This is a genomic window from Algoriphagus aquimarinus, from assembly GCF_007997215.1.
GTDB classification, from domain to species: domain Bacteria; phylum Bacteroidota; class Bacteroidia; order Cytophagales; family Cyclobacteriaceae; genus Algoriphagus; species Algoriphagus aquimarinus_A.
Genome location: NZ_VORW01000010.1, coordinates 1 through 19104 on the forward strand (window position 1 = coordinate 1; position 19104 = coordinate 19104).

Annotated in this window: 17 protein-coding genes; 3 read left to right on the forward strand and 14 right to left on the reverse strand. The window is 40.9% G+C overall.

Features of this window, described 5'->3' with window-relative positions:
• Positions 1-216: 216 nt before the first annotated feature.
• The 3 genes from ESV85_RS14175 to ESV85_RS14185 all read left to right on the forward strand — a co-directional run bounded on the left by ESV85_RS14175 (position 217) and on the right by ESV85_RS14185 (position 3954).
• Positions 217-1770: a sulfatase family protein gene (locus tag ESV85_RS14175; protein ID WP_146918652.1), complete on the forward strand. Its 1554-nt coding sequence runs from the start codon at positions 217-219 to the stop codon at positions 1768-1770.
• A gap of 80 nt (positions 1771-1850) precedes the next feature.
• The gene (locus ESV85_RS14180; protein WP_146918654.1) at positions 1851-3254 is read left to right on the forward strand and encodes a sulfatase; all 1404 of its coding nucleotides are present in this window, start codon (positions 1851-1853) and stop codon (positions 3252-3254) included.
• Between the two features lie 538 nt (positions 3255-3792).
• Complete coding sequence (locus ESV85_RS14185; RefSeq protein WP_191322014.1) at positions 3793-3954, forward strand: hypothetical protein; 162 nt, start codon at positions 3793-3795, stop codon at positions 3952-3954.
• Between the two features lie 498 nt (positions 3955-4452).
• Here the strand turns inward: ESV85_RS14185 and ppsA are convergent, their stop codons facing one another.
• From ppsA to ESV85_RS14255, 14 genes are all read right to left on the reverse strand, one after another.
• Positions 4453-6867, reverse strand: a complete 2415-nt coding sequence (ppsA, locus tag ESV85_RS14190) for a phosphoenolpyruvate synthase (RefSeq protein WP_146918658.1) — start codon at positions 6865-6867, stop codon at positions 4453-4455.
• 555 nt (positions 6868-7422) lie between these two features.
• Positions 7423-7698, reverse strand: a complete 276-nt coding sequence (locus ESV85_RS14195) for a hypothetical protein (protein WP_146918660.1) — start codon at positions 7696-7698, stop codon at positions 7423-7425.
• A gap of 32 nt (positions 7699-7730) precedes the next feature.
• The gene (locus ESV85_RS14200) at positions 7731-8618 is read right to left on the reverse strand and encodes a F0F1 ATP synthase subunit gamma (protein WP_146918662.1); all 888 of its coding nucleotides are present in this window, start codon (positions 8616-8618) and stop codon (positions 7731-7733) included.
• Complete coding sequence (locus ESV85_RS14205; protein WP_146918663.1) at positions 8618-10165, reverse strand: alternate F1F0 ATPase, F1 subunit alpha; 1548 nt, start codon at positions 10163-10165, stop codon at positions 8618-8620. Before ESV85_RS14205 ends, ESV85_RS14200 begins: the two co-directional genes overlap by 1 nt.
• Positions 10166-10195: 30 nt before the next feature.
• Complete coding sequence (locus ESV85_RS14210) at positions 10196-10942, reverse strand: F0F1 ATP synthase subunit B (protein WP_146918665.1); 747 nt, start codon at positions 10940-10942, stop codon at positions 10196-10198.
• Positions 10943-10948: 6 nt separating this feature from the next.
• Positions 10949-11218 carry a F0F1 ATP synthase subunit C gene (locus tag ESV85_RS14215; protein ID WP_146918667.1) on the reverse strand — a complete coding sequence of 90 codons (270 nt, stop codon included), beginning with the start codon at positions 11216-11218 and terminating at the stop codon, positions 10949-10951.
• A gap of 12 nt (positions 11219-11230) precedes the next feature.
• On the reverse strand, positions 11231-11929 hold the full coding sequence (locus ESV85_RS14220) for a F0F1 ATP synthase subunit A (protein WP_146918669.1): 699 nt from the start codon (positions 11927-11929) through the stop codon (positions 11231-11233).
• Positions 11919-12233: an ATP synthase subunit I gene (locus tag ESV85_RS14225; RefSeq protein ID WP_146918671.1), complete on the reverse strand. Its 315-nt coding sequence runs from the start codon at positions 12231-12233 to the stop codon at positions 11919-11921. The genes ESV85_RS14220 and ESV85_RS14225 overlap by 11 nt, the downstream gene beginning before the upstream one ends.
• A complete protein-coding gene (locus tag ESV85_RS14230; protein WP_146918673.1) occupies positions 12226-12555 on the reverse strand; it encodes an AtpZ/AtpI family protein in 330 nt (109 codons plus the stop codon). Before ESV85_RS14230 ends, ESV85_RS14225 begins: the two co-directional genes overlap by 8 nt.
• Before the next feature lies 1 nt (position 12556).
• Entirely contained in the window at positions 12557-12940 is a 384-nt protein-coding gene (locus ESV85_RS14235) for a F0F1 ATP synthase subunit epsilon (RefSeq protein WP_146918675.1), read from the reverse strand.
• 19 nt (positions 12941-12959) lie between these two features.
• Entirely contained in the window at positions 12960-14459 is a 1500-nt protein-coding gene (gene atpD / locus ESV85_RS14240; RefSeq protein WP_146918677.1) for a F0F1 ATP synthase subunit beta, read from the reverse strand.
• Positions 14460-15222: 763 nt separating this feature from the next.
• Entirely contained in the window at positions 15223-16521 is a 1299-nt protein-coding gene (locus tag ESV85_RS14245) for a M28 family peptidase (protein ID WP_146918679.1), read from the reverse strand.
• 310 nt (positions 16522-16831) lie between these two features.
• A complete protein-coding gene (locus tag ESV85_RS14250; protein WP_146918681.1) occupies positions 16832-17512 on the reverse strand; it encodes a response regulator transcription factor in 681 nt (226 codons plus the stop codon).
• A complete protein-coding gene (locus ESV85_RS14255) occupies positions 17509-19029 on the reverse strand; it encodes a sensor histidine kinase (RefSeq protein WP_146918683.1) in 1521 nt (506 codons plus the stop codon). The genes ESV85_RS14250 and ESV85_RS14255 overlap by 4 nt, the downstream gene beginning before the upstream one ends.
• Positions 19030-19104: the final 75 nt, after the last annotated feature.

Consider the following 19104-nt stretch of genomic DNA (forward strand, 5'->3'; position numbering starts at 1 on the left):
TGAAAGCCAACCAAACGGCCCTATTTCCAACCTAGTGGGCTTACATTCCAATTTCACCCAAAAATCTCCTCTGATTAAGTTCTTTTCAACCTCTCTGAGAAATTCTTACTTTAGTCGGACACTAGTGATTCGAAATTAAAAAATAACGAACGCCGAATGATGAATCAATAATCTCGAAGTTTCAAGAAAAATAAGGTTTAACAAAATTAGAATATAATGCACATCAAGAGTAAGATCCTACTTGGACTAACATCTGTTTCCTTGTTTTGGGGATGTAGTTCTTCAGAAAAAGAAACAGCCGAAACTGAAGCCACCAAACCTAATATTGTCATCATTTACATGGATGATTTGGGTTATGGTGACTTGAGTTCCTACGGAGCTACTGAACTTTCTACTCCTAACATGGACAAGCTGGCAAATGGTGGAATAAGATTCACCAATGGCTATGCCTCCTCGGCAACCTGTACACCTAGTCGTTATGCTTTACTCACTGGCGTTTATCCTTGGAGAAATGCAGATGCGAAAATTCTTCCAGGCACAGCTCCTTTGCTGATCAGCACCTCTCAGATGACTGTCCCTAAAATGCTAAATGGGCAAGGCTATGAAACTGGAGTGGTAGGAAAATGGCATTTGGGTCTTGGTGATGGAAATGTAGATTGGAATCAGCACATCAGCCCAAGTCCAAATGAAGTTGGCTTTGACTACAGCTACATCATGGCTGCCACTCAAGACCGCGTGCCTACTGTTTATATCGAGAATGGAAATGTGGTCAATCTGGATCCAAATGATCCTATCGAAGTTGATTATGATAAAAACTTCGAAGGTGAACCTACAGGAAAAGATAATCCTGAGTTGACTACTATGAAGTGGCATCACGGTCACAATAATAGCATTGTGAATGGCATTCCTAGAATCGGATTTATGAAAGGTGGAGAAGCTGCAAAGTGGTCAGATGTTGACATGGCGGATCACTTTCTTGAAATAGCACAAAGCTATGTGAAGTCACATAAGGAAGGACCATTCTTCCTGTACTATGCATTCCAGCAACCGCATGTGCCTAGAACGCCAAACCCACGGTTTGTTGGCAAATCAGGCATGGGCCCAAGAGGAGATGTGATTTTGGAAGCTGACTGGATGGTAGGTGAGTTTATGAAAACTTTGGAGGATGAAGGTTTGCTAGAGAATACATTGATCATTTTCACAAGTGATAATGGCCCCGTATTGAATGATGGATATTACGATGATGCGGTAGAAAAATTAGGGAATCATACCCCTGCTGGCGCTTTAAGAGGAGGGAAATACAGTCTTTTCGAAGCTGGAACCCGAGTTCCATTTATGGTTTATTGGAAAGGGAGAATCCAACCGCAAGTATCCGATGCCTTGGTTTGTCAGGTGGATTTTTTGAGTTCATTGGCAGCACTTACAGGAAGTACGGATACCTCCGAGGATAGCGAAAATCTATTGTCAGCCTTTATGGGTGAGGAGAAAACAGGTAGATCCGAATTGATGCTGGAAGCTACTGGTAGAACTGCACTCAGAAAAGGCGAGTGGATTATGATTCCTCCATATAATGGTGGAGCGGTACAACAATCTGTGAATATTGAAGTAGGTAATGATAAAAACTATCAGTTATACAACCTCACAAATGACATAGGTCAAGCTGATAATATGGCAGAATCCAATCCTGAAAAATTGGAAGAAATGATCGCTGCTTATACGGCTATTCGTGGGGATATGAATAGTAACATTGAGGATGTAGTGTTGAAATAATTCATTTTCTGTAATTTACTAAGGAAGATTGTAGCTCTTTAATAGGTGCCAGAGTCTTCCATTTTTAATTTAACCTCATTATGCGTAGACCCTTAATTTACCTTCAGCTAGTAGTTCTTTTTCTCTCTTTCACTCCCCTGGCATTTAGCCAAAGTACGAAAGAATCCAAGCCCAATTTCATTATCATTTTTACAGATGATCAAGGCTATGGTGATTTGGGGGCATTTGGACATCCCACGATCAAGACTCCCAACATAGATCAAATGGCTGTGGAGGGGCAGAAATGGACCAGTTTCTATGTAGCTGCCAATGTCTGTACTCCGAGTAGATCAGCGATCTTGACGGGAAGACTTCCTGTACGTACAGGGATGTACAGCAATAAGCGAAGGGTTCTATTTCCAGATTCTGATGGAGGATTGCCTGCCTATGAGAATACAATTGCAAAGCTTCTAAAAGGTGCTGGTTACTCCACTGCTGCAATTGGGAAATGGCATTTGGGGCACCTGCCGCAATACTTGCCTACCAGTCACGGCTTCGATTCCTACTTCGGAATTCCCTATAGCAACGACATGGATCGCGTGAATGACATCACTGCAAAGGAAGCTTTTGCGGATTCAAAATTCGAGTATTTCAATGTGCCTCTGATGAGAAATACTGAGATTATTGAGCGACCTGCAGATCAAAATACCATCACCAAGAGATATGCTGCCGAGGCTGTAGAATTCATTTCCTCCAATAAGGACAAGCCATTTTTTCTTTACTTAGCTCATTCTCTTCCCCATGTTCCTCTTTTTGCTTCTGGCGATTTCAGGGGGAAAAGTGAACGTGGATTGTATGGGGATGTGATCGAAGAGATTGATTGGTCTGTAGGAGAGATTTTGAGAGCATTGAAGGAAAATGGACTGGATGAAAATACCTATGTGATTTTTACTTCTGATAATGGACCATGGCTGGTTTACAATGAGCAGGGTGGGAGTGCTGGTTCTCTTTACGGTGGAAAAGGAACTAGCTATGAGGGTGGAGTTCGTGTACCTACGGTAATCTGGGGACCGGGAAATGTGAAGCCCGGCGTGATCTCAAAAATGGGAAGCACGCTGGATTTGTTGCCAACTATTACTACACTTGCTGGCGCAAAAATGCCTCAAGATCGTATTTACGATGGCTTCGATTTGAGTCCGGTACTTAGAGGGGAAAATGCTACTCCTAGGGATGAAATGTTTTACTACCACGGTAATCGACTTTTCGCGGTGAGAAAGGGTGATTTCAAACTCTATTTCTACAGTAATAACCCAGCTGGATATCCTGAGAAACTAGAAAAGTTGGAAAAGGTGACCCTCTTTAATTTGGGACATGATCCTTCTGAGCGTTTTGATCTGGCAGATCAGTATCCAGAGATCGTTAAAGAAATCCAAGAAATCGCCAAAAAACATTCGGCAGAAATGGTGTTTGGTGAAACGCAGTTAGAGAAGAGAATAGAAGACTAACAGTGGTCCATACTAACTTGTAGATAGAAAACTTTTTTCTGATTATTAGTAGATATCATTCTAATTGTAGCTTCAATATTTTCTTATCCTTTAATCACTTTATATCATTATTATTCTAGTTACCCACCTAATGAAACGTCTTTTTATAGTCTGTCTATCGCTTGGGTTTTAGGTTTGGATATGCCAAAAAGCTGGAGAGGAAAACCGGTAGGAGATAGCTTTAAGTCTTATTGAATCCAGTTTGAAACTTATTAATTGTAACTAAAGAAATCAACAAAAACCCATAGTAGAGTTTTTTATAACTATAGTTGTCAGTCCTCTATTTTTCAGTTTAAGTCGATTTGCGCAGCAACCTAATATCCTCTGGATTACTATAGAAGACACTTCCCCACAATTCATAGGGAGCTATGGAAATAGCAATGCCAGAACTCCAGGGTCTATAAGCCTAACTACGATTTTATACGAATTGAGTCAAAACAAAGCGGCCGAGTCATTACTCAAGAAATCGGTTTTGAGTACAGATAAACACTTGGCACTGATGACAATCAATTACCTAGTTTATACTAACAATAAGTCTCCTTTTGTGAAGACAATAACGGAAGTCTTTGAAAGAGAAATAGACGATTACAATACATCCGCTACTTCCAAAGATTTTCTCGGAAGTTTGGAATTAACTCCAAATAACTTTGAGTATAGATAGTTGATAATCAGTGTTGTTGAGAAATAATTAAGATAGGTAGGGGCGAGAAATTTTTCGCCCAATTGGAATTACACATAGGCAGACAGTTTCCTCCCCTATAATTCCACCTCTCCACTTGCGTAAGAGCATCTTTTACGCTGATACTAGTCTTACTACTTTAAGGCGATTGCCTAGATGACTTCGGTTATATTATCCATGTAGAAGTTATCGACCTCATAGGTAGCTTTATGGTATTTCGGTTTCATTTATTATCCTTTTTAAAGTCTACAAAAAGGAAGCATCGTCAAATTTGGAGAGAGTGAAATTTGCTGTGGTTCAACGTTTAAACCCCAATTATTTTGTGCGGTATTTTTGTCGGGAAAAAGCATTACGAAATAACAGAAGGGGACTAATGTCTCATTGAGACTTTTCAAGTTAAAGCCTTCATTTTGGCTTATGTGCTTTATCGTGGATCATACTATTTCCCTTTGTTTTTTTAAATCCGAGTCAGATATATATTTAGTTACTATTATCGATCGAGGTTTTGCTTTCCGCCTGCTTCATATTAGAAATACCTTTTATCAATGCATCCGGATTGAAGGAAATACTGTCAATACCACACTCAACAAGAAACTTAGAGTATTCAGGGTAATCGCTTGGTGCCTGACCACATAAACCAATTTTGACACCTGCAGCTTTTGCTTTGGAGATAGCCATGCTGATCAATTGCATCACGGCCGGATCAAACGGAGAAAAGATGTCGCTGAGTAATTCCGAATCTCTGTCAGCGCCTAGTGTCAATTGAGTAAGGTCATTTGATCCAATGGAAAAGCCATCAAAATGTTTGGCAAATTCGGTGGCCTGCAATGCATTGCTTGGAATTTCAAGCATCATATACAACTGCAAACTTTTTTCACCTCTTACCAATCCATTATCCTTCATGATCGCAATTACATTTGTTGCTTCTTGGATCGTTCGAACAAATGGAAGCATCAGTTTTACATTGGTAAATCCCATTTCCTCCCGTACCATTTTCATCGCTTTGCATTCCATCACAAAAGCATCTTTGTATAAAGGATGATAATACCGTGACGCACCTCTGAACCCGATCATTGGGTTTTGCTCCACAGGTTCAAATGTGCTCCCACCAAGCAGACTGGCATATTCATTTGATTTAAAGTCACTCATTCTTACAATCACATCTTTAGGATAGAAAGCGGCTGCAATCATTGCAGTAGCTTCTGCCAGTTTGTGTATGAAATAATTCTTCTTATCCGGGTAGTGATGGGTCAGACTTTCAATTTCCTTTATAACTGCTTTATCTTTCAGCTGATCAAAATTATGCAGGGCCATTGGGTGAATTCTGATCGAATTGTTAATAATAAATTCCATTCGCATCAATCCTACACCATTATTGGGGAACAACGAATACCGGAATGCCTTATCTGGATCTGCAAGAATGAGCATAATCTGCGTTTCTGGCATTTCAATTTTGGAGGTGTCAATCTCTTGCTCATCCCAGGTGCCCTTGCCATCATAGACAAACCCAGTGTCACCTTCAGCGGTAGAGATAGTTACTAGTTGACCATCCTTTATTACTTTGGTAGCATTACCACTTCCCACAATAGCGACTGCTCCTACTTCTCTCGCCACAATAGCCGCATGAGAAGTTCTTCCTCCTTGATCAGTTACTATACCCGCAGCTTTTTTGAGGATAGGGTCCCAGTCAGGATCGGTTCTTCCTGTTACTAGAATTTCACCCTCCTTAATCTTATCGATATCCTTTGGGGAGTCCAATCGCCTTGCAATACCTGAAGTAATGCGATTTCCTAAGCCAATTCCCTTACAGATTAATGTCCCCTTTTCTTTGATTCGATATTCTTTGAACTGACTCTTGTTCTTATTTTGGCTATGAACCGTTTCAGGGCGAGCCTGAACGATAAATATTTCATTCGTGTCGCCATCTTTTGCCCACTCAATGTCCATGTGACGCTCATAATGATCATGAATAATCACTGCCCACTTCGCCAACTGCACTACTTCTTCATCGCTGAGTATAAACTTTTGTCTGTTTTCAGAGGATGTGTCAAGATTTATGATGGCATCTTCCGGTTTTTGAATCTCAGACATCTTTTTATCAGCATACACCATTGTTTTCTCCTTGCTCCCTAATTTTCTTGAGATGATGGGTTGCTCTACTTTTCCGATAAATGACTTATATACCAGAAACTCATCAGTGTTAACACTTCCCTGCACCACATTTTCACCTAGCCCCCAAGCCCCTGAGATAAGTGCAACCTTATCAAATCCGGTATCTGGATCGAGTGAAAACATCACGCCAGCACAGGCTTTGTCGGACCGAACCATAATCTGAATACCGATTGAAAGTGCCACTTTCATATGATCAAAACCATTGTCAACCCTGTATTTTATGGCTCTGTCTGTAAAAAGAGATGCATAACAACGATGACAGGCAGCAATCAGGTTTTCTTCTCCCTGTACATTAAGGTAAGATTCCTGTTGGCCGGCAAAACTTGCATTGGGTAAATCCTCAGCTGTCGCACTACTACGTACGGCTAGAGAAATGGTACTTCCCGAACGCTTTTCCAATTGTTTGTATGTGGTTACAATCTCATCACTCAATTCTTTTGGAAAAGATGCATCCAACAGCAATTTCCTGGCTTGTGAACCAATTTTGGAAAGGTTATTAAACGTTTTAAGATCCAATTCTGAAAGAATCGCCGTGAGTTTTGGAACAAGTTCGTTTTCATTTAGAAAACTCCAATAACCTTCACTTGTCACAGCAAACCCATCGGGCACTTTAATGCCTTTGGAAGACAGTTCTGAAAACATTTCTCCCAAGGAAGAATTTTTCCCGCCCACGAGTGAAATGTCCTTTAAATGTATTTCCGAAAAGTTCTTTATATGTTTCATATTAGCGTTTTGAAAGACTTACTATTTTGGTTCTACCCTTAAGTTAGTGGAAAAGATGGTTCTTGTTAGGCTTAAATATCAATGGAGAAAAGGCCAGGAGCATTTTAAGACTGAATATCAGGCTCCTTTAAGCGTTATTCAGCTAGGAGGTAGATTTCATTACCGGACTTCTATTAAATTCGTGGTAGAACCCTTTAATAATTCCCAGTTCTATCATCTGTAAATGGAATTTCTTTCAAAAATTCAAGGCTTGCCAATCAGGAAAAAGAATTGAGACTTCTTGAGCCATCCTTACATTCTATTTCCCCTTTGTATAGGGGATCAACGAATGTTGTTAAAGCAACAGGCAAGCCTTTGAGCAATTTGTTACTATTTCCCTGATAAATATGCCAGAAGTAATTGCTATCGATCTCTTTATGTCCTTTTTGCAGTAAATTTCTCAAGCAATTATCTAGAAATAAAATGGTCAGGTAATGACCATTTTCGTCGAAGCCGTCTATTTTTTAGTATGCCAAACGATTTCCGAGCGCAACAACAAGATAATCGTACTTGATTTTACGGATTGAATGTCCTAACGTTCATTTGGTTGATATCATAACATATTGGATTCTGGATCAATCGCGTGTTTCTTCGGAGGTTCCGCAGTAGGGATGGGGTAACTCCTACGATCTCCATTTTCTTCACAAAACTGTTGATCTGTAGTTCTAAAGGAGTTCTTTCTTCCTTAATCGTTTTCAGGCTTTTATTTTTTTTCCCGAGTTTTGTTTTATTTCCATTTGGTGTTTTCGTTAAGAAAGCCATTCCACTTGCTCCCGTAATTTTTTTTTCCATGATTTCACATGAGCAGTCTGCGGCTATGTCTTTTAATCTTTCTTTAGTGCTTCAAAGCCCGAAACCACATCAAATAATTCTTCATCAATGGAGCTCTGTCTGAGGCGATGGTATTTTTTGTTGAGCTCATCCAGCAGGTCACTTATGTTTTTTTCTGCTCTTTGCATAGCCTCCAAGCGACTGGCATTTTCACTTGCCAATGATTCTACACACGCTTTGAATAGGGAAGTGAAAAGATACCCATTAATCAAGGCGACCAACGTAGGTTTTGCGGCTCCTGCAATCTGTGGAAGTAGCTTGCTTGGCCATTGGGTTTTCTGTAAGGTTTCCTTCCATTTTTCATCCAATGGTAAGAACCGTTGCATCACAGGAACGTATCCTGAATCCGGTTTGGGTTTATTGTGAAAAATATAGAAGCTTGTCACTTCATGCTTCAGCTGTTTCTTCTGACTCTCTTTTAAGATTTCAGTAACCAGAGGAGTGACAGCATTAATATCATTTGGAACTGGATAAAGCTTTGAGCTCGTCAATCCATCGTCAGACAGAAGCAATTGAACACGTTCTCCAATTACCCAGATCTCTTTTTTTCCTGGTAAGGCATTCAGTGAATTAGACACAAAATCTGCCATAGAATCATTGAATTGCCCTACAAGACCCTGATCAGACCCGAAAACTATAGCGCAGACTACCTCTTCAGACTTATTGGTAGCAGCTGACTTTTCACTGATACCGGCAATTTTCTCCGCCTTGAAATAGGCCACGATTCCTAAAGCGATGGTATGGTAATAATCAGAAAGCGAGCTAACGGCTGTCTCGTATTGAACAATATTTGAACCTGCCATTGCTTTCATGGCACTTACCACAGATTTCAGGTCTTTTGCCCCTTCCGTTTTGTCTCGTAAATTTTCGAGTGTATCCATTACTTTTTAGGTTGATCTGGACCCTCCTTTTCTTGAAAAGGGACAAGGATGGTTTCTGCGAACTTTAGTATGGCCTTGCTATCGTCTTCACTCAGCTTTTCGTTACCTACGATTCTCTTGATTATTTCCTCTGGAAAATCCTTGCTGTTAGTGAGTAACGCTTCTTCGGCTTCATGAATTTTTTCAATAGGGATCATATCTAAAAGACCTTCCTTTAAGGCCAGTAGTACGACGATTTGTTCAGAAGCGGTTAATTGCTGGAGCTCATGTTGCTTGAGGCATTCACGAATTCGTTTGCCATGGATAATGGTTTGCTTGGTGGTTTCATCAAGCCTGGTACCGAATCGGGCAAATGTTTCCAGTTCTTCAAACTGCGCGTACTCTAATTTCAACTTTGCAATGGAGCGATAAGCAGCCAATTGGGCTTTGTCACCTACTCGGGATACCGACTTTCCGACATCCACAGCGGGTAAAATACCTAACTCAAAAAGTTTGGGAGATAGATAAAGCTGCCCATCAGTAATGGAAATAAGATTTGTGGGAATGTAGGCTGAAATATTCTGGGCCTCTGTTTCAATAATAGGCAATGCTGTTAGTGAACCGCCTTTTAATTCCTCACTTAAGTGAGTGGAGCGTTCCAATAATCTGGAATGGATGTAAAAAATATCTCCAGGAAATGCCTCGCGTCCGGGAGGTCTTCTCAATAATAAGGAGAGTTCGCGGTAAGCGCGGGCATGATGGGTAAGATCATCATAAACAATGAGCACATCCCGACCCTGTTCCATAAAATACTCGGCAACACTGGTAGCTGCATAGGGCGCGATATATGATATACCTGGAGAATCATTTCCTTCGGCCACCATCACAACGGTGTATTCCATGGCACCTCTATCCCGCAGGTTGGCAATCACTTTTGCCACCGCCGAAGCTCGCTGCCCGATAGCGCAATAAACGCATAACACATTTTTATCGTGCTGATTTAGAATGGTATCAATAGCTATAGCTGTTTTGCCCGTTTGGCGATCTCCCACAATTAATTCACGCTGACCTCGACCAATGGGAATCAAAGCATCAATTACTTTTATTCCTGTTTGTAAGGGAACAGCTACCGCACTTCGGTCCATGATGGCATGTGCCGGGCGTTCGATAGGCAAACGTTCGCCATACATAATTGGCCCTTTTTCATCTAGTGCTTGCCCCAAAGGATCAATCACTCGACCAATTAATTCATATCCAACTGGAATATCCATCACCCGTCCAGTGCGCTCTACTTCATCTCCGGCTTTCAGAGAAGTATCTTTACCCAAAAGGATAACGCCTATCTCATCTTCATCCAGATTATATGCAATACCGAAAAGCCCTTCTTTAAATTTCAGTAATTCTTCAAAGCCTACACCGGGTAGCCCTGATACTTTGGCAATTCCAGTTGACACACTTGTTACCAAACCAACTTCTCGGGGTTGCATAGAAAAAGTAAAGTTTTCTAAGCCTTTGGCGATTTGGCCGAAGGTGCTGCCCTCTAGAAGATTATTTTCAATTGCTGACATCTGATTTTTTCTTCGACTTTGGCTTATCTTTTATTTTGCTGAAATTTCCTGTTCCAGGGCATTTAGGTATTCTGAAAAACTCCACGCTACTTTATAACCCTTGGTGGAAAGTTCAATGCCGCTTATTATTTCAGGTGCAGTTTTAAACTGCAATTCTGTCTTGATGTTGAGCAGGTCATTGACAGCATCATTTATTTGTTCCTGCTGTTTGGCAGGAAGGTCAAAGGCACTTTTTACCAAAATAGAATCAGGGTGGGATTTGAATGCATCGATTAAGTTTTGCTTTTCATCGTCTTTTGAAGATTTAAGTTGTTTGATGAATTTGGTTGCGGATTGTTCTTCTAAACTGACGGAAGCAATTGCCTCAAGCGCTTTTCTAGTGATGTCAAACACCTGCTTTTTAGTTTTTTCGGCAAGATCTTTATTCTCATTCTCCTGTTCTTTTTTCGCTGCCTTTTCCATCTTGGATATCATAGCAATTGCTTCTGCCTTTGCAGCATTTATCAATTGGGTTTTTTCTGTAGCCGCCTCAACCACTACAGTATCCATCAATCCTTTTTTCTGCTGCTCAAAATCTTCATTCTTCCTTTTAAACTCATCCTTTTCTTGCTGAGCAACTGCTACTTTATCACTTGCTTCTTTCAATTGGTCCGTGATTTTTTTTTCCCGTTCATTGACAGCATTGAGTATAGGCTTATACAAAAACTTCTTGAGCAACCAGACCAATATCAGGAAGTTAACCAGCTGTGCAATTACTGTGAACCAATTGATATCCATGATCTATTAATTGGCTAGTATGTAATTCCAGAATGGATTGGCGAAAATGAGGATCATTGACACCACAAAACAGTAGATGGCAGTGGATTCAATCATGGCCAATCCTACAAATAAGGTTCTGGTAATAGTTGGCGCAGCGTCAGGCTGCTGGGCAATTGAATTTAAAGCTGATGATACCGCTTTGCCCTCACCTATAGCAGGCATCATGCAGCCAATGGCAGTGGTAAGACCGGCAGTGATTATTGATGCGATTGCAATTGAAGTTATACTATCCATTTTATGATGTTTTTAAGTGGTTATTACTTTCGTTTTAGATTTTTCTTTCGCATTACGAACAGCTGCCGCTATATAGACAGTGGCCAAAATGCTGAAAATATAGGCTTGTACGGTTCCGGTGAGCAAGCCAAGCATATTCATGATAACAGGGAAAATAAAAGGGGAGATGCTCAACAAAATCGCTACGATCATTCCTCCGCTCATAATGTTGCCAAACAATCTCACTGCTAAAGCAAGTGTGCGGGATACTTCCCCGATCAGATTAAAGGGAAGCATGATCCATGTGGGCTGTAGGAATGACTTTAGATAGCCCCATACGCCACTCTTGCTGATACCATAAAATGGGACTGCCAGAAATACAGCTAGTGCTAAGGCCGTGGTGGTGGACAGTGATGCGGTGGGCGGAGTGTATCCAGGGAAAATGATACAGATATTGGAAACCCCTATGAATAAAAACAAGGTACCGATAAAGCCAATATATTCCTCTGGTTTGCTTAGACCAACTTCCTCGATTTGCTCGTTAATGCCTGTCACTATCATTTCCAGAAAGCATTGCCAACGGGAAATATGAATATCAGTTTTTAGCTTTCTGGTAACCAACCAAGCCGAAACTATGAGCAATAGCATTATCCCCCAAGTCGTAACCAGGGTAAGATTGATTGTAATAAAACCATACTCCCAGAAGATGGTTTGGTCAGGGCTAAGCTCCATGTGTTTCCTCTTTTTTCAAGTGCACTTGTTTTGCATCAAGAGCTTTGGTGAAATGAATTACTACAAATCTGGAGGCTATAAACCCCAATAGGCAAAGTAACAGATGCTGCCAGTTCTTGACTCCGATGATATAGAATCCAAGGAGTGTAATACTGATTCTAAGTATGAAACTTAGGAAGATCCAAAGTGCTGGAATTTTAGATACGACCGCTTTCTTTACTGTGAACCAAAGTCCACCGAAGAAAAAAACTCCCAAAACAATTCCAGTCACAAGAGCTACTATCATTGATACCGTTTCATTCATCGTTATTTTCTTTATCCTTATTATGTACTTCTCTATCTTCCTTTAGCACCCAAGACCAGGCAATGATGCTTCCGGCAATTATTCCAACCATCAAAAAAGTTAGTGTCCAAGAAAATGATTGGGGATAACTTTTATCCAACCATATTCCCAATGCTGCACCCAGCAAGGAAGGGACTGCTACTGACCAACCCACCATTCCCATCATTCCTAGTCCAAACCATACTCCGTTTTTGTCATGTAAGGCTTTCAACTTTCGTTGTTCTTTTTTAGCAACTTCATTACTAAAAAAATTCTCGTCTGGCTTATTTGCTGCAGGCTTCATTTTAATGGTTTCGAAATTTGTCCAGGCTATAAATAAACCCTCTTTCAAGCTTGGCAATCACAGTTTTTGATTCCCGTTCATTCTCATGCTGGTTGTTAAACTCATCTTTAACCAGTTGACCAAGTTTGCCCAGATCTGCTCCGCCCACCGCGTTACGTACAGAAACTAATACCTCAGAGCCTGCTTTTATCATGACACCTTCATCCACCGCAACATAATGTACGATGTCGGTTTCATAGCTTAAAATACCCGGCACCAATGCCGCAACACAATCCAGTCTTTGAGGAAGCAAACCATAAGAACCTTCACTGGTTTCCATCACCACCTGCTTGACGTCTTTGATGTCAGCAAACACTTTGTATGGAAGAAGAATCTTGAGGTTCATAACTGGTACCTTTATATTTCTAATCAGTAATTACTTTTTCTTTGGCTGTTACTTTTACCTCAGCTTTCTCCGCTTGAGTACCTTCTTTTGATAGCCCAGACTGTTTGTTTTGATGGTCATACTTCGCTATTTTCTTCACCTCATCTATAGTCCCTATCATATAAAATGCGCTTTCGGGATAGTCCTTAAACTCATCTGCCAAAATGCGTTCGCATCCCTCTAATGTGTCTTTCAGACTGACTTGTGTTCCTTTGATGCCACTGAATTGCTCGGTTGCAAAAAAAGGCTGAGTGAGAAAGCGTTCCAGTTTCCTGGCACGGTTCACAACATTGCGATCCTTCACTGACAACTGCTCCATGCCGAGCATGGAAATAATGTCTTTCAATTCTTCGTACTGCGCCAATGTTTCCCGTATCTGCTGGGCTAGGTTGTAATGTTTTTCACCGATAATTCCCGGAGTGCACATTTTTGAATTGGAATGCAGCAGGTCAATGGATGGGTACAGGCCTTCGCTTGCTTTTTTTCTTGACAGGGCAATTGATGCGGAAAGATGGGAGAATGTATGAACCGCAGCTGGATCCGTCAAATCATCTGCAGGTACATAAACTGCCTGTATGGATGTGATGGCACCTGAATTTGTGTAAGCAATGCGTTCTTCTAATTCCGCCAGTTCTGTCCCCATAGTTGGCTGATATCCCAGTCGTGAAGGCATTTGACCCATCAATCCCGATACTTCCATTCCTGCTTGGATAAAGCGAAAAATATTATCAATCAATAGTAATACGTCTCGGTGCTCATCGTCACGGAAATATTCAGCCATAGTGAGTGCCGCATGTCCCACACGAAAACGGGCTCCAGGTGGTTCATTCATTTGCCCAAATAACATGACCATATCCTTCAGCAGACCGGCATCTTTCATGGTATTATAAAGCTCGTTCCCTTCACGACATCGCTCACCAATACCGCAAAACATACTCACACCATGGGTTTTCCCCACCATGTTATGGATGATCTCGGTCAGTAAAACAGTTTTACCAACACCAGCACCACCAAACAGTCCGGCTTTTCCTCCCTTTTCCAAGGGAATCAAGACATCAATTGCTTTTATACCGGTTTCAAAGATTTCAGATTTTACAGCTCTTTTTGATAAGGGTGGGGGTGATTGGTGAATATTGCGCCGCTCTCCTTCAGGGATCGGTTCCAGATGATCGATTGTATTTCCAAAAACATCGAACATTCGGCCGAGGATATTATTACCTACAGGAACAGTCAGTTCTCTTCCATCGGTTTCAACGGCCATGCCTCTAGCCAATCCCTGAGTAGGGTTCAATGCAATAGCCCGTACATGGTGATCATCCAGCTGGGTAAAGACCTCCAGGTGCATTTGCTTATCCTTTCCAGTAATCAGTAAGGCATTGATAGCAGGTATATGGTCGGCAAACCATATATCCACTACACTTCCGCGTATGCTTGTTACTTTGCCGATGTTTACATCTTGTCCCACTTCAAAAGAATTGATTTACTATTACTAGAATTATAATTTAGAGCTTAATACTAGTTAGTCAAAATTATCTTCAAGGCTTTTTCTTTTTAGATATTTCTAATCACTTTATTAGCTCGTATGGGAGTGGAATTGTGTGCTGAATAGGACAGATATACCAAAGGTCCTGCTACCGCAATCGCAACGGTGTCAACTGCCTTCATGCCGCCATTGACGGTGATACATTAAATAATATGATTATCCGCAATGATGCCAGTCACCAAAATTTCTTTGCTTACTCGGCAGGAAGACCGATGACAGGTGACCGAAGTGGCCTAAATGCTAGTATTTACCAAATGCTGTAATGCTTTACTGGCAGATAAGCGAATAGTCATATTAAATAATCACAAGATCTACCGTTTTTAAGAAGTTCCTACTTTGTAATATATGTATTCGTTTGAATGCACGTAGCAAAATAATATTTTGAATCCTTTCCCTTCGACTGCGCTCAGGGACCGAATTTAAGCGTAAAATCAAGGGAGAGGGAGAGAATGCGGCACCGCCGCATTCTCTCCCTCTCCCTTTAAGCCAAAATTGACCGGAGGCTGAGCGCAGTCGAAGCCTGATTGAACATACGTGCAGATATCCGAATACACATATTTTGTAATGTTTTAAAAATAAATCAACAATAAATTCTTGGTTTACAGTGAACCAGAGTTCATTCTTTAGAAGTCAAGTTTCACTAGGGGGGCACCCAAGTGGAATTGCACATAGGTACACAGTTTCCGCCCCTGCAAATCCTTTAATCCAATTTCTCTACTCGTGAAGGCGTGTCTTTTCCGCTGATAATAGTCTTACTACTTAGTGCGATTGCCTTGATGACTTCGGTCATATTGTCCATGTCCAAGGTACCGATCTCATCGCTTGCTTTATGGTAATTAGGCTCGTCGTTTGGAGCTTCTTCCATTTTGGAAGTGGAGATGGTATGAGCAGGAACTCCCAATTCGGCTAAGGTTCTGTTGTCACTTCGGTAAAATAAGTTTTGCTTAGGGTATGGATCTGGTTCAAAATGGAATTTAGAACCTACTAGATTTTTTTGAAGTATTTCTCCCATGGAGCTCTTTTCAAAACCGGTGATGTAGGCAGAATTTGGTCCCCATTTGCTGTCTGTGCCGATCATCTCAATATTGAACATGGCAACCACCTTGTCTGGATCTAGCTGCTTACTGAAGTAGGTACTTCCAAATCCTCCAGATTCTTCCGCTGTGAATGCGACAAAGATTAGTGTGCGCTCATTGTCTTTAAGTTCGTTGAAATATTTCCCAAGCATCATTACAGCGGTGGTTCCTGCGGCATTGTCATTTGCGCCGTTGTAAATGCTGTCTTGCTTTGCATCAGGTCTACCTATACCGATATGGTCGTAATGTCCTCCGAAAACTACATATTCATCCTTTCTAGACTTACCAGGAATTACTCCGACCACATTCTTTAGCGGTTGCTTTGTTACCGTATTTTTAGCGGTTAGTGCTAGAGACTTAGGGTCCAAATTGTCTGTCATTATGAACACTTGAGAATACTCAGTTGGGAATTTTGCTCTGCCAGCTATCCTTCCCAATCTAGCAAAGTTAGCCGCATGTGCTGGGTCTATCAGCACCACTACATTCTTATCGGCACGTAATACTGGGAATACCAACTGATTGAAATTAGCATCCTTGGCGACTTTGACTAGTTCGTAATCCGTAAGCGATTTTACTTCTACAGATTCTGAAGTAGAATTCACAGTCACGTTACTAGTGCTTAATGCTTCCTGATCCAAACTTCCATTGATTGTGCTAGGCGAAGCTTGCAGCATATCGAAACTCTGCATATACGAGTCATTTCCACCGAAAAACTCTAAGCCACTTTTCTGGAACTCTGCAGCAATAAAGTCAGCAGCTTTGTCCAGTTCTGGAGTGAAAAGTTGCCTGCCTTTCATGTCATCAGCAGAAAGCACGGTTTCAATACGCTCTACTTCTGATACATTAATTATAGAGCCTATTTTCGGGGTACAGGAATACAAAGCCGTACCAAGAATAGTGAGGGATAAGAGTATTTTTTTCATTTGGGCGAAAAGCTTGAATCTTAGTAATTGAGGATAAAGTAAAGATTGTCTTTTTCTACCAGTAATAGAATCTATTTATATAAATGGGGTATCGATCTATTCAGGAAGAAGTATGCCTATCGCGTGGTGCAGAGGTGACTGCTTGGTTTTTATTCCTTAAAATCCAAGCAGCCTTGCCTCCGACTTTTCTCCACACAAAATCTTGTTAGGGTTAAGATTTTCTTCTCACTTATAACGTAGCAATCGGAGCGTTAATTTTCGGAGATTGTATTAAAAAGCTTTAAAAGATGTTAAGTCTAAACCCAATTACCTAGCACACCAATTTATACCCAAATCCTCTCACATTTAAGATCTGGATTTGAGGATCTTCCTGGAGCTTTTTGCGAAGCTTGGTGATAAAGACATCCATACTGCGAGCATTGAAAAAGTCATCTGATCCCCAGATCTGTGTCAGAATCAAGCTTCGATCGGTGATTTGATTGGCATTTTCCAGGAGGATTTTTAATAGCTGGGATTCACGGGCAGTGAGATGATACTCTTCATTCTCTAGCTTTAAAAGCTGTTTTGTAGCGTGAAACTCATACTTTCCCAAATTGAGCCAATCGGACTGATTTTTACGGAGTTGTAGGCGGTTAAGTTGAGCTTTGATTCGGACTATGAGCTCCTCCATACTGAATGGTTTTCGTACGTAGTCATTGGCTCCTAATCCAAAGCCTTTGAGTACATCCTCTGTTTGAGATTTGGAAGTCAGAAAAATGATTGGAGTGTAAGGGTCGGTTTTTCGAATTTGCTCAGCGAGGGTAAATCCATCTTTTTTAGGCATCATCACATCCAAAACCAGTACGTCAGGTTTGGACTTTTGATAACTGTCCCAAGCTTGTAGTCCATCGGCGCAAAGAGTTACTTGAAACTCCCGGCTTTCAAGACTTTCCTGGATGATCATACCCAAGGCCATTTCATCTTCTGCTAGTAAAATCTTGATTTTGCTCATGGCCAAGTCGTGATAAAAGATGTGCTCTTTGCAGATGATTCCAGCTCTATTTTGCCGTTATGTTTTTCGATGATCTTCTTCACATAATATAGCCCTATACCAAAGCCTTTCACATCATGGAGATTTCCTTTCGGGATTCTATAGAACTGTTCAAAAACTCTTTCTTTTTGATCATTACCAATGTTTCCACCATTATCCCAAATCCGGATGCGAGTATTTGTGCCTTGATCCACAGTAATCCGAATCTCCTCACCACCATACTTGAGGGCGTTGTCCAGTAGATTGGATAAGGCATTCTCGAAGTGGAAAGGATCAACATTGATAGCCGATATTTTCGAAGGGACCACTAGTTCTATTTCTTGCTCAGGTGACAAGGTTTGGAACTTCTGCACCAAGGATCTAAGCACAGGGATAGGATCAATTTCCTCTTTCTGTAAAATAAATTGTTCTGAATCCAGCTTGGCAGTTTCCAGAAGTTTCTCCACCATCAAGTCCAATTTGAGCATCTGACTTTTAGATATTCCGAGGTATTTCTTCGTCTTCTCCGGATTATTTTCAGGATTGAATAATTCTATTCCTTCAATAGCGGAAAGAGTCGTGGCTATAGGTGTTTTGAATTCATGGGTGATATTTGCGATCAGATCTTCCTTGATCTCGGCGATTTCCTTTTGGTTTTTGATGGTTTGGTAGAGGTAATAAAATGCTCCTGTGATAATCAGAAGAAAGATAACTGACATAAGAATATCCAGGACGCCTCGCTTTAGAACTGTTAAAGCTGTGTTTTCAAAGTACATTTCAAGCTTTTCACCACGAGGCAAAAAAGTGGATTTTGAAACGGTGGAAAATGGCATTTCGGTCAAAGCCGGATAGTTAAACGATCCTGAAATAGTGTCACGATCGTAGTGCAGCAAGCCGTAATTTATAGTGATGTCTTTTCTATCCAATTCATCCTTTACCAGCGCGCTTATTTTCTCGAAATCAAGTGAATCCCGTGTAATGGATATGATGATTCGATTGGTTAAAAGCTTGAGATTGCTGATGCTATCGGCTGCATTCAGGCCTCGAAATATATTGATGCTTTGAATCTTTTCAGGATGGATGTTTTTCAGTGTGTCTGTATAGGCTTCGAAGCGAAGGTTTTGTGTCTCGTCCAGATTCCCAAACCAATCAGCACTCGAAGTGTCTCCAGCTTCCATTTTTTCGAGAGTCTTCATAAGTATTTTACTCTCTCCAATTTTTTTGAAGAAATCATTCTCGGTACTATCATTTGCCACTTTGCTGGTGGTACTTAGCCTAAAGCTAGAACTATTGTTTTCCGTCAAAGTAATCACATCAGTTTTTGCTAAATCTGCAAAGTAAATTTCCAGGGCATTATCCAAACTCTGCTGTATATCAGCAACAAGCTGACTTTCGTTTTGCTTGAATTGGGTGTAGTTTCTATAAATCTGCACACCTATACTGACCATCAATGTGAGGGCAATCAGAACTCCTATTCGCTTGAATTGTAGCTTTTTCACAGGGCTAAAGTAGATGCTAAGAAATATATAAAACCGAATGTTAACACACGTTAACACTGGTTAACTCAGTTGTAG

Excerpts from the sequence above, each read along its gene's own strand:
- ESV85_RS14230 (WP_146918673.1), bottom strand. The coding sequence starts at position 12,555 with ATGAAGCCTGCAGCAAATAAGCCAGACGAGAATTTTTTTAGTAATGAA.
- ESV85_RS14235 (WP_146918675.1), bottom strand. The coding sequence starts at position 12,940 with ATGAACCTCAAGATTCTTCTTCCATACAAAGTGTTTGCTGACATCAAA.
- ESV85_RS14195 (WP_146918660.1), bottom strand. The coding sequence starts at position 7,698 with ATGGAAAAAAAAATTACGGGAGCAAGTGGAATGGCTTTCTTAACGAAA.
- ESV85_RS14250 (WP_146918681.1), bottom strand. The coding sequence starts at position 17,512 with ATGAGCAAAATCAAGATTTTACTAGCAGAAGATGAAATGGCCTTGGGT.
- ESV85_RS14185 (WP_191322014.1), top strand. The coding sequence starts at position 3,793 with ATGACAATCAATTACCTAGTTTATACTAACAATAAGTCTCCTTTTGTG.
- ppsA (WP_146918658.1), bottom strand. The coding sequence starts at position 6,867 with ATGAAACATATAAAGAACTTTTCGGAAATACATTTAAAGGACATTTCA.
- ESV85_RS14205 (WP_146918663.1), bottom strand. The coding sequence starts at position 10,165 with ATGTCAGCAATTGAAAATAATCTTCTAGAGGGCAGCACCTTCGGCCAA.
- ESV85_RS14210 (WP_146918665.1), bottom strand. The coding sequence starts at position 10,942 with ATGGATATCAATTGGTTCACAGTAATTGCACAGCTGGTTAACTTCCTG.
- ESV85_RS14225 (WP_146918671.1), bottom strand. The coding sequence starts at position 12,233 with ATGAATGAAACGGTATCAATGATAGTAGCTCTTGTGACTGGAATTGTT.
- ESV85_RS14215 (WP_146918667.1), bottom strand. The coding sequence starts at position 11,218 with ATGGATAGTATAACTTCAATTGCAATCGCATCAATAATCACTGCCGGT.
- ESV85_RS14175 (WP_146918652.1), top strand. The coding sequence starts at position 217 with ATGCACATCAAGAGTAAGATCCTACTTGGACTAACATCTGTTTCCTTG.
- ESV85_RS14200 (WP_146918662.1), bottom strand. The coding sequence starts at position 8,618 with ATGGATACACTCGAAAATTTACGAGACAAAACGGAAGGGGCAAAAGAC.
- ESV85_RS14220 (WP_146918669.1), bottom strand. The coding sequence starts at position 11,929 with ATGGAGCTTAGCCCTGACCAAACCATCTTCTGGGAGTATGGTTTTATT.
- ESV85_RS14180 (WP_146918654.1), top strand. The coding sequence starts at position 1,851 with ATGCGTAGACCCTTAATTTACCTTCAGCTAGTAGTTCTTTTTCTCTCT.
- ESV85_RS14245 (WP_146918679.1), bottom strand. The coding sequence starts at position 16,521 with ATGAAAAAAATACTCTTATCCCTCACTATTCTTGGTACGGCTTTGTAT.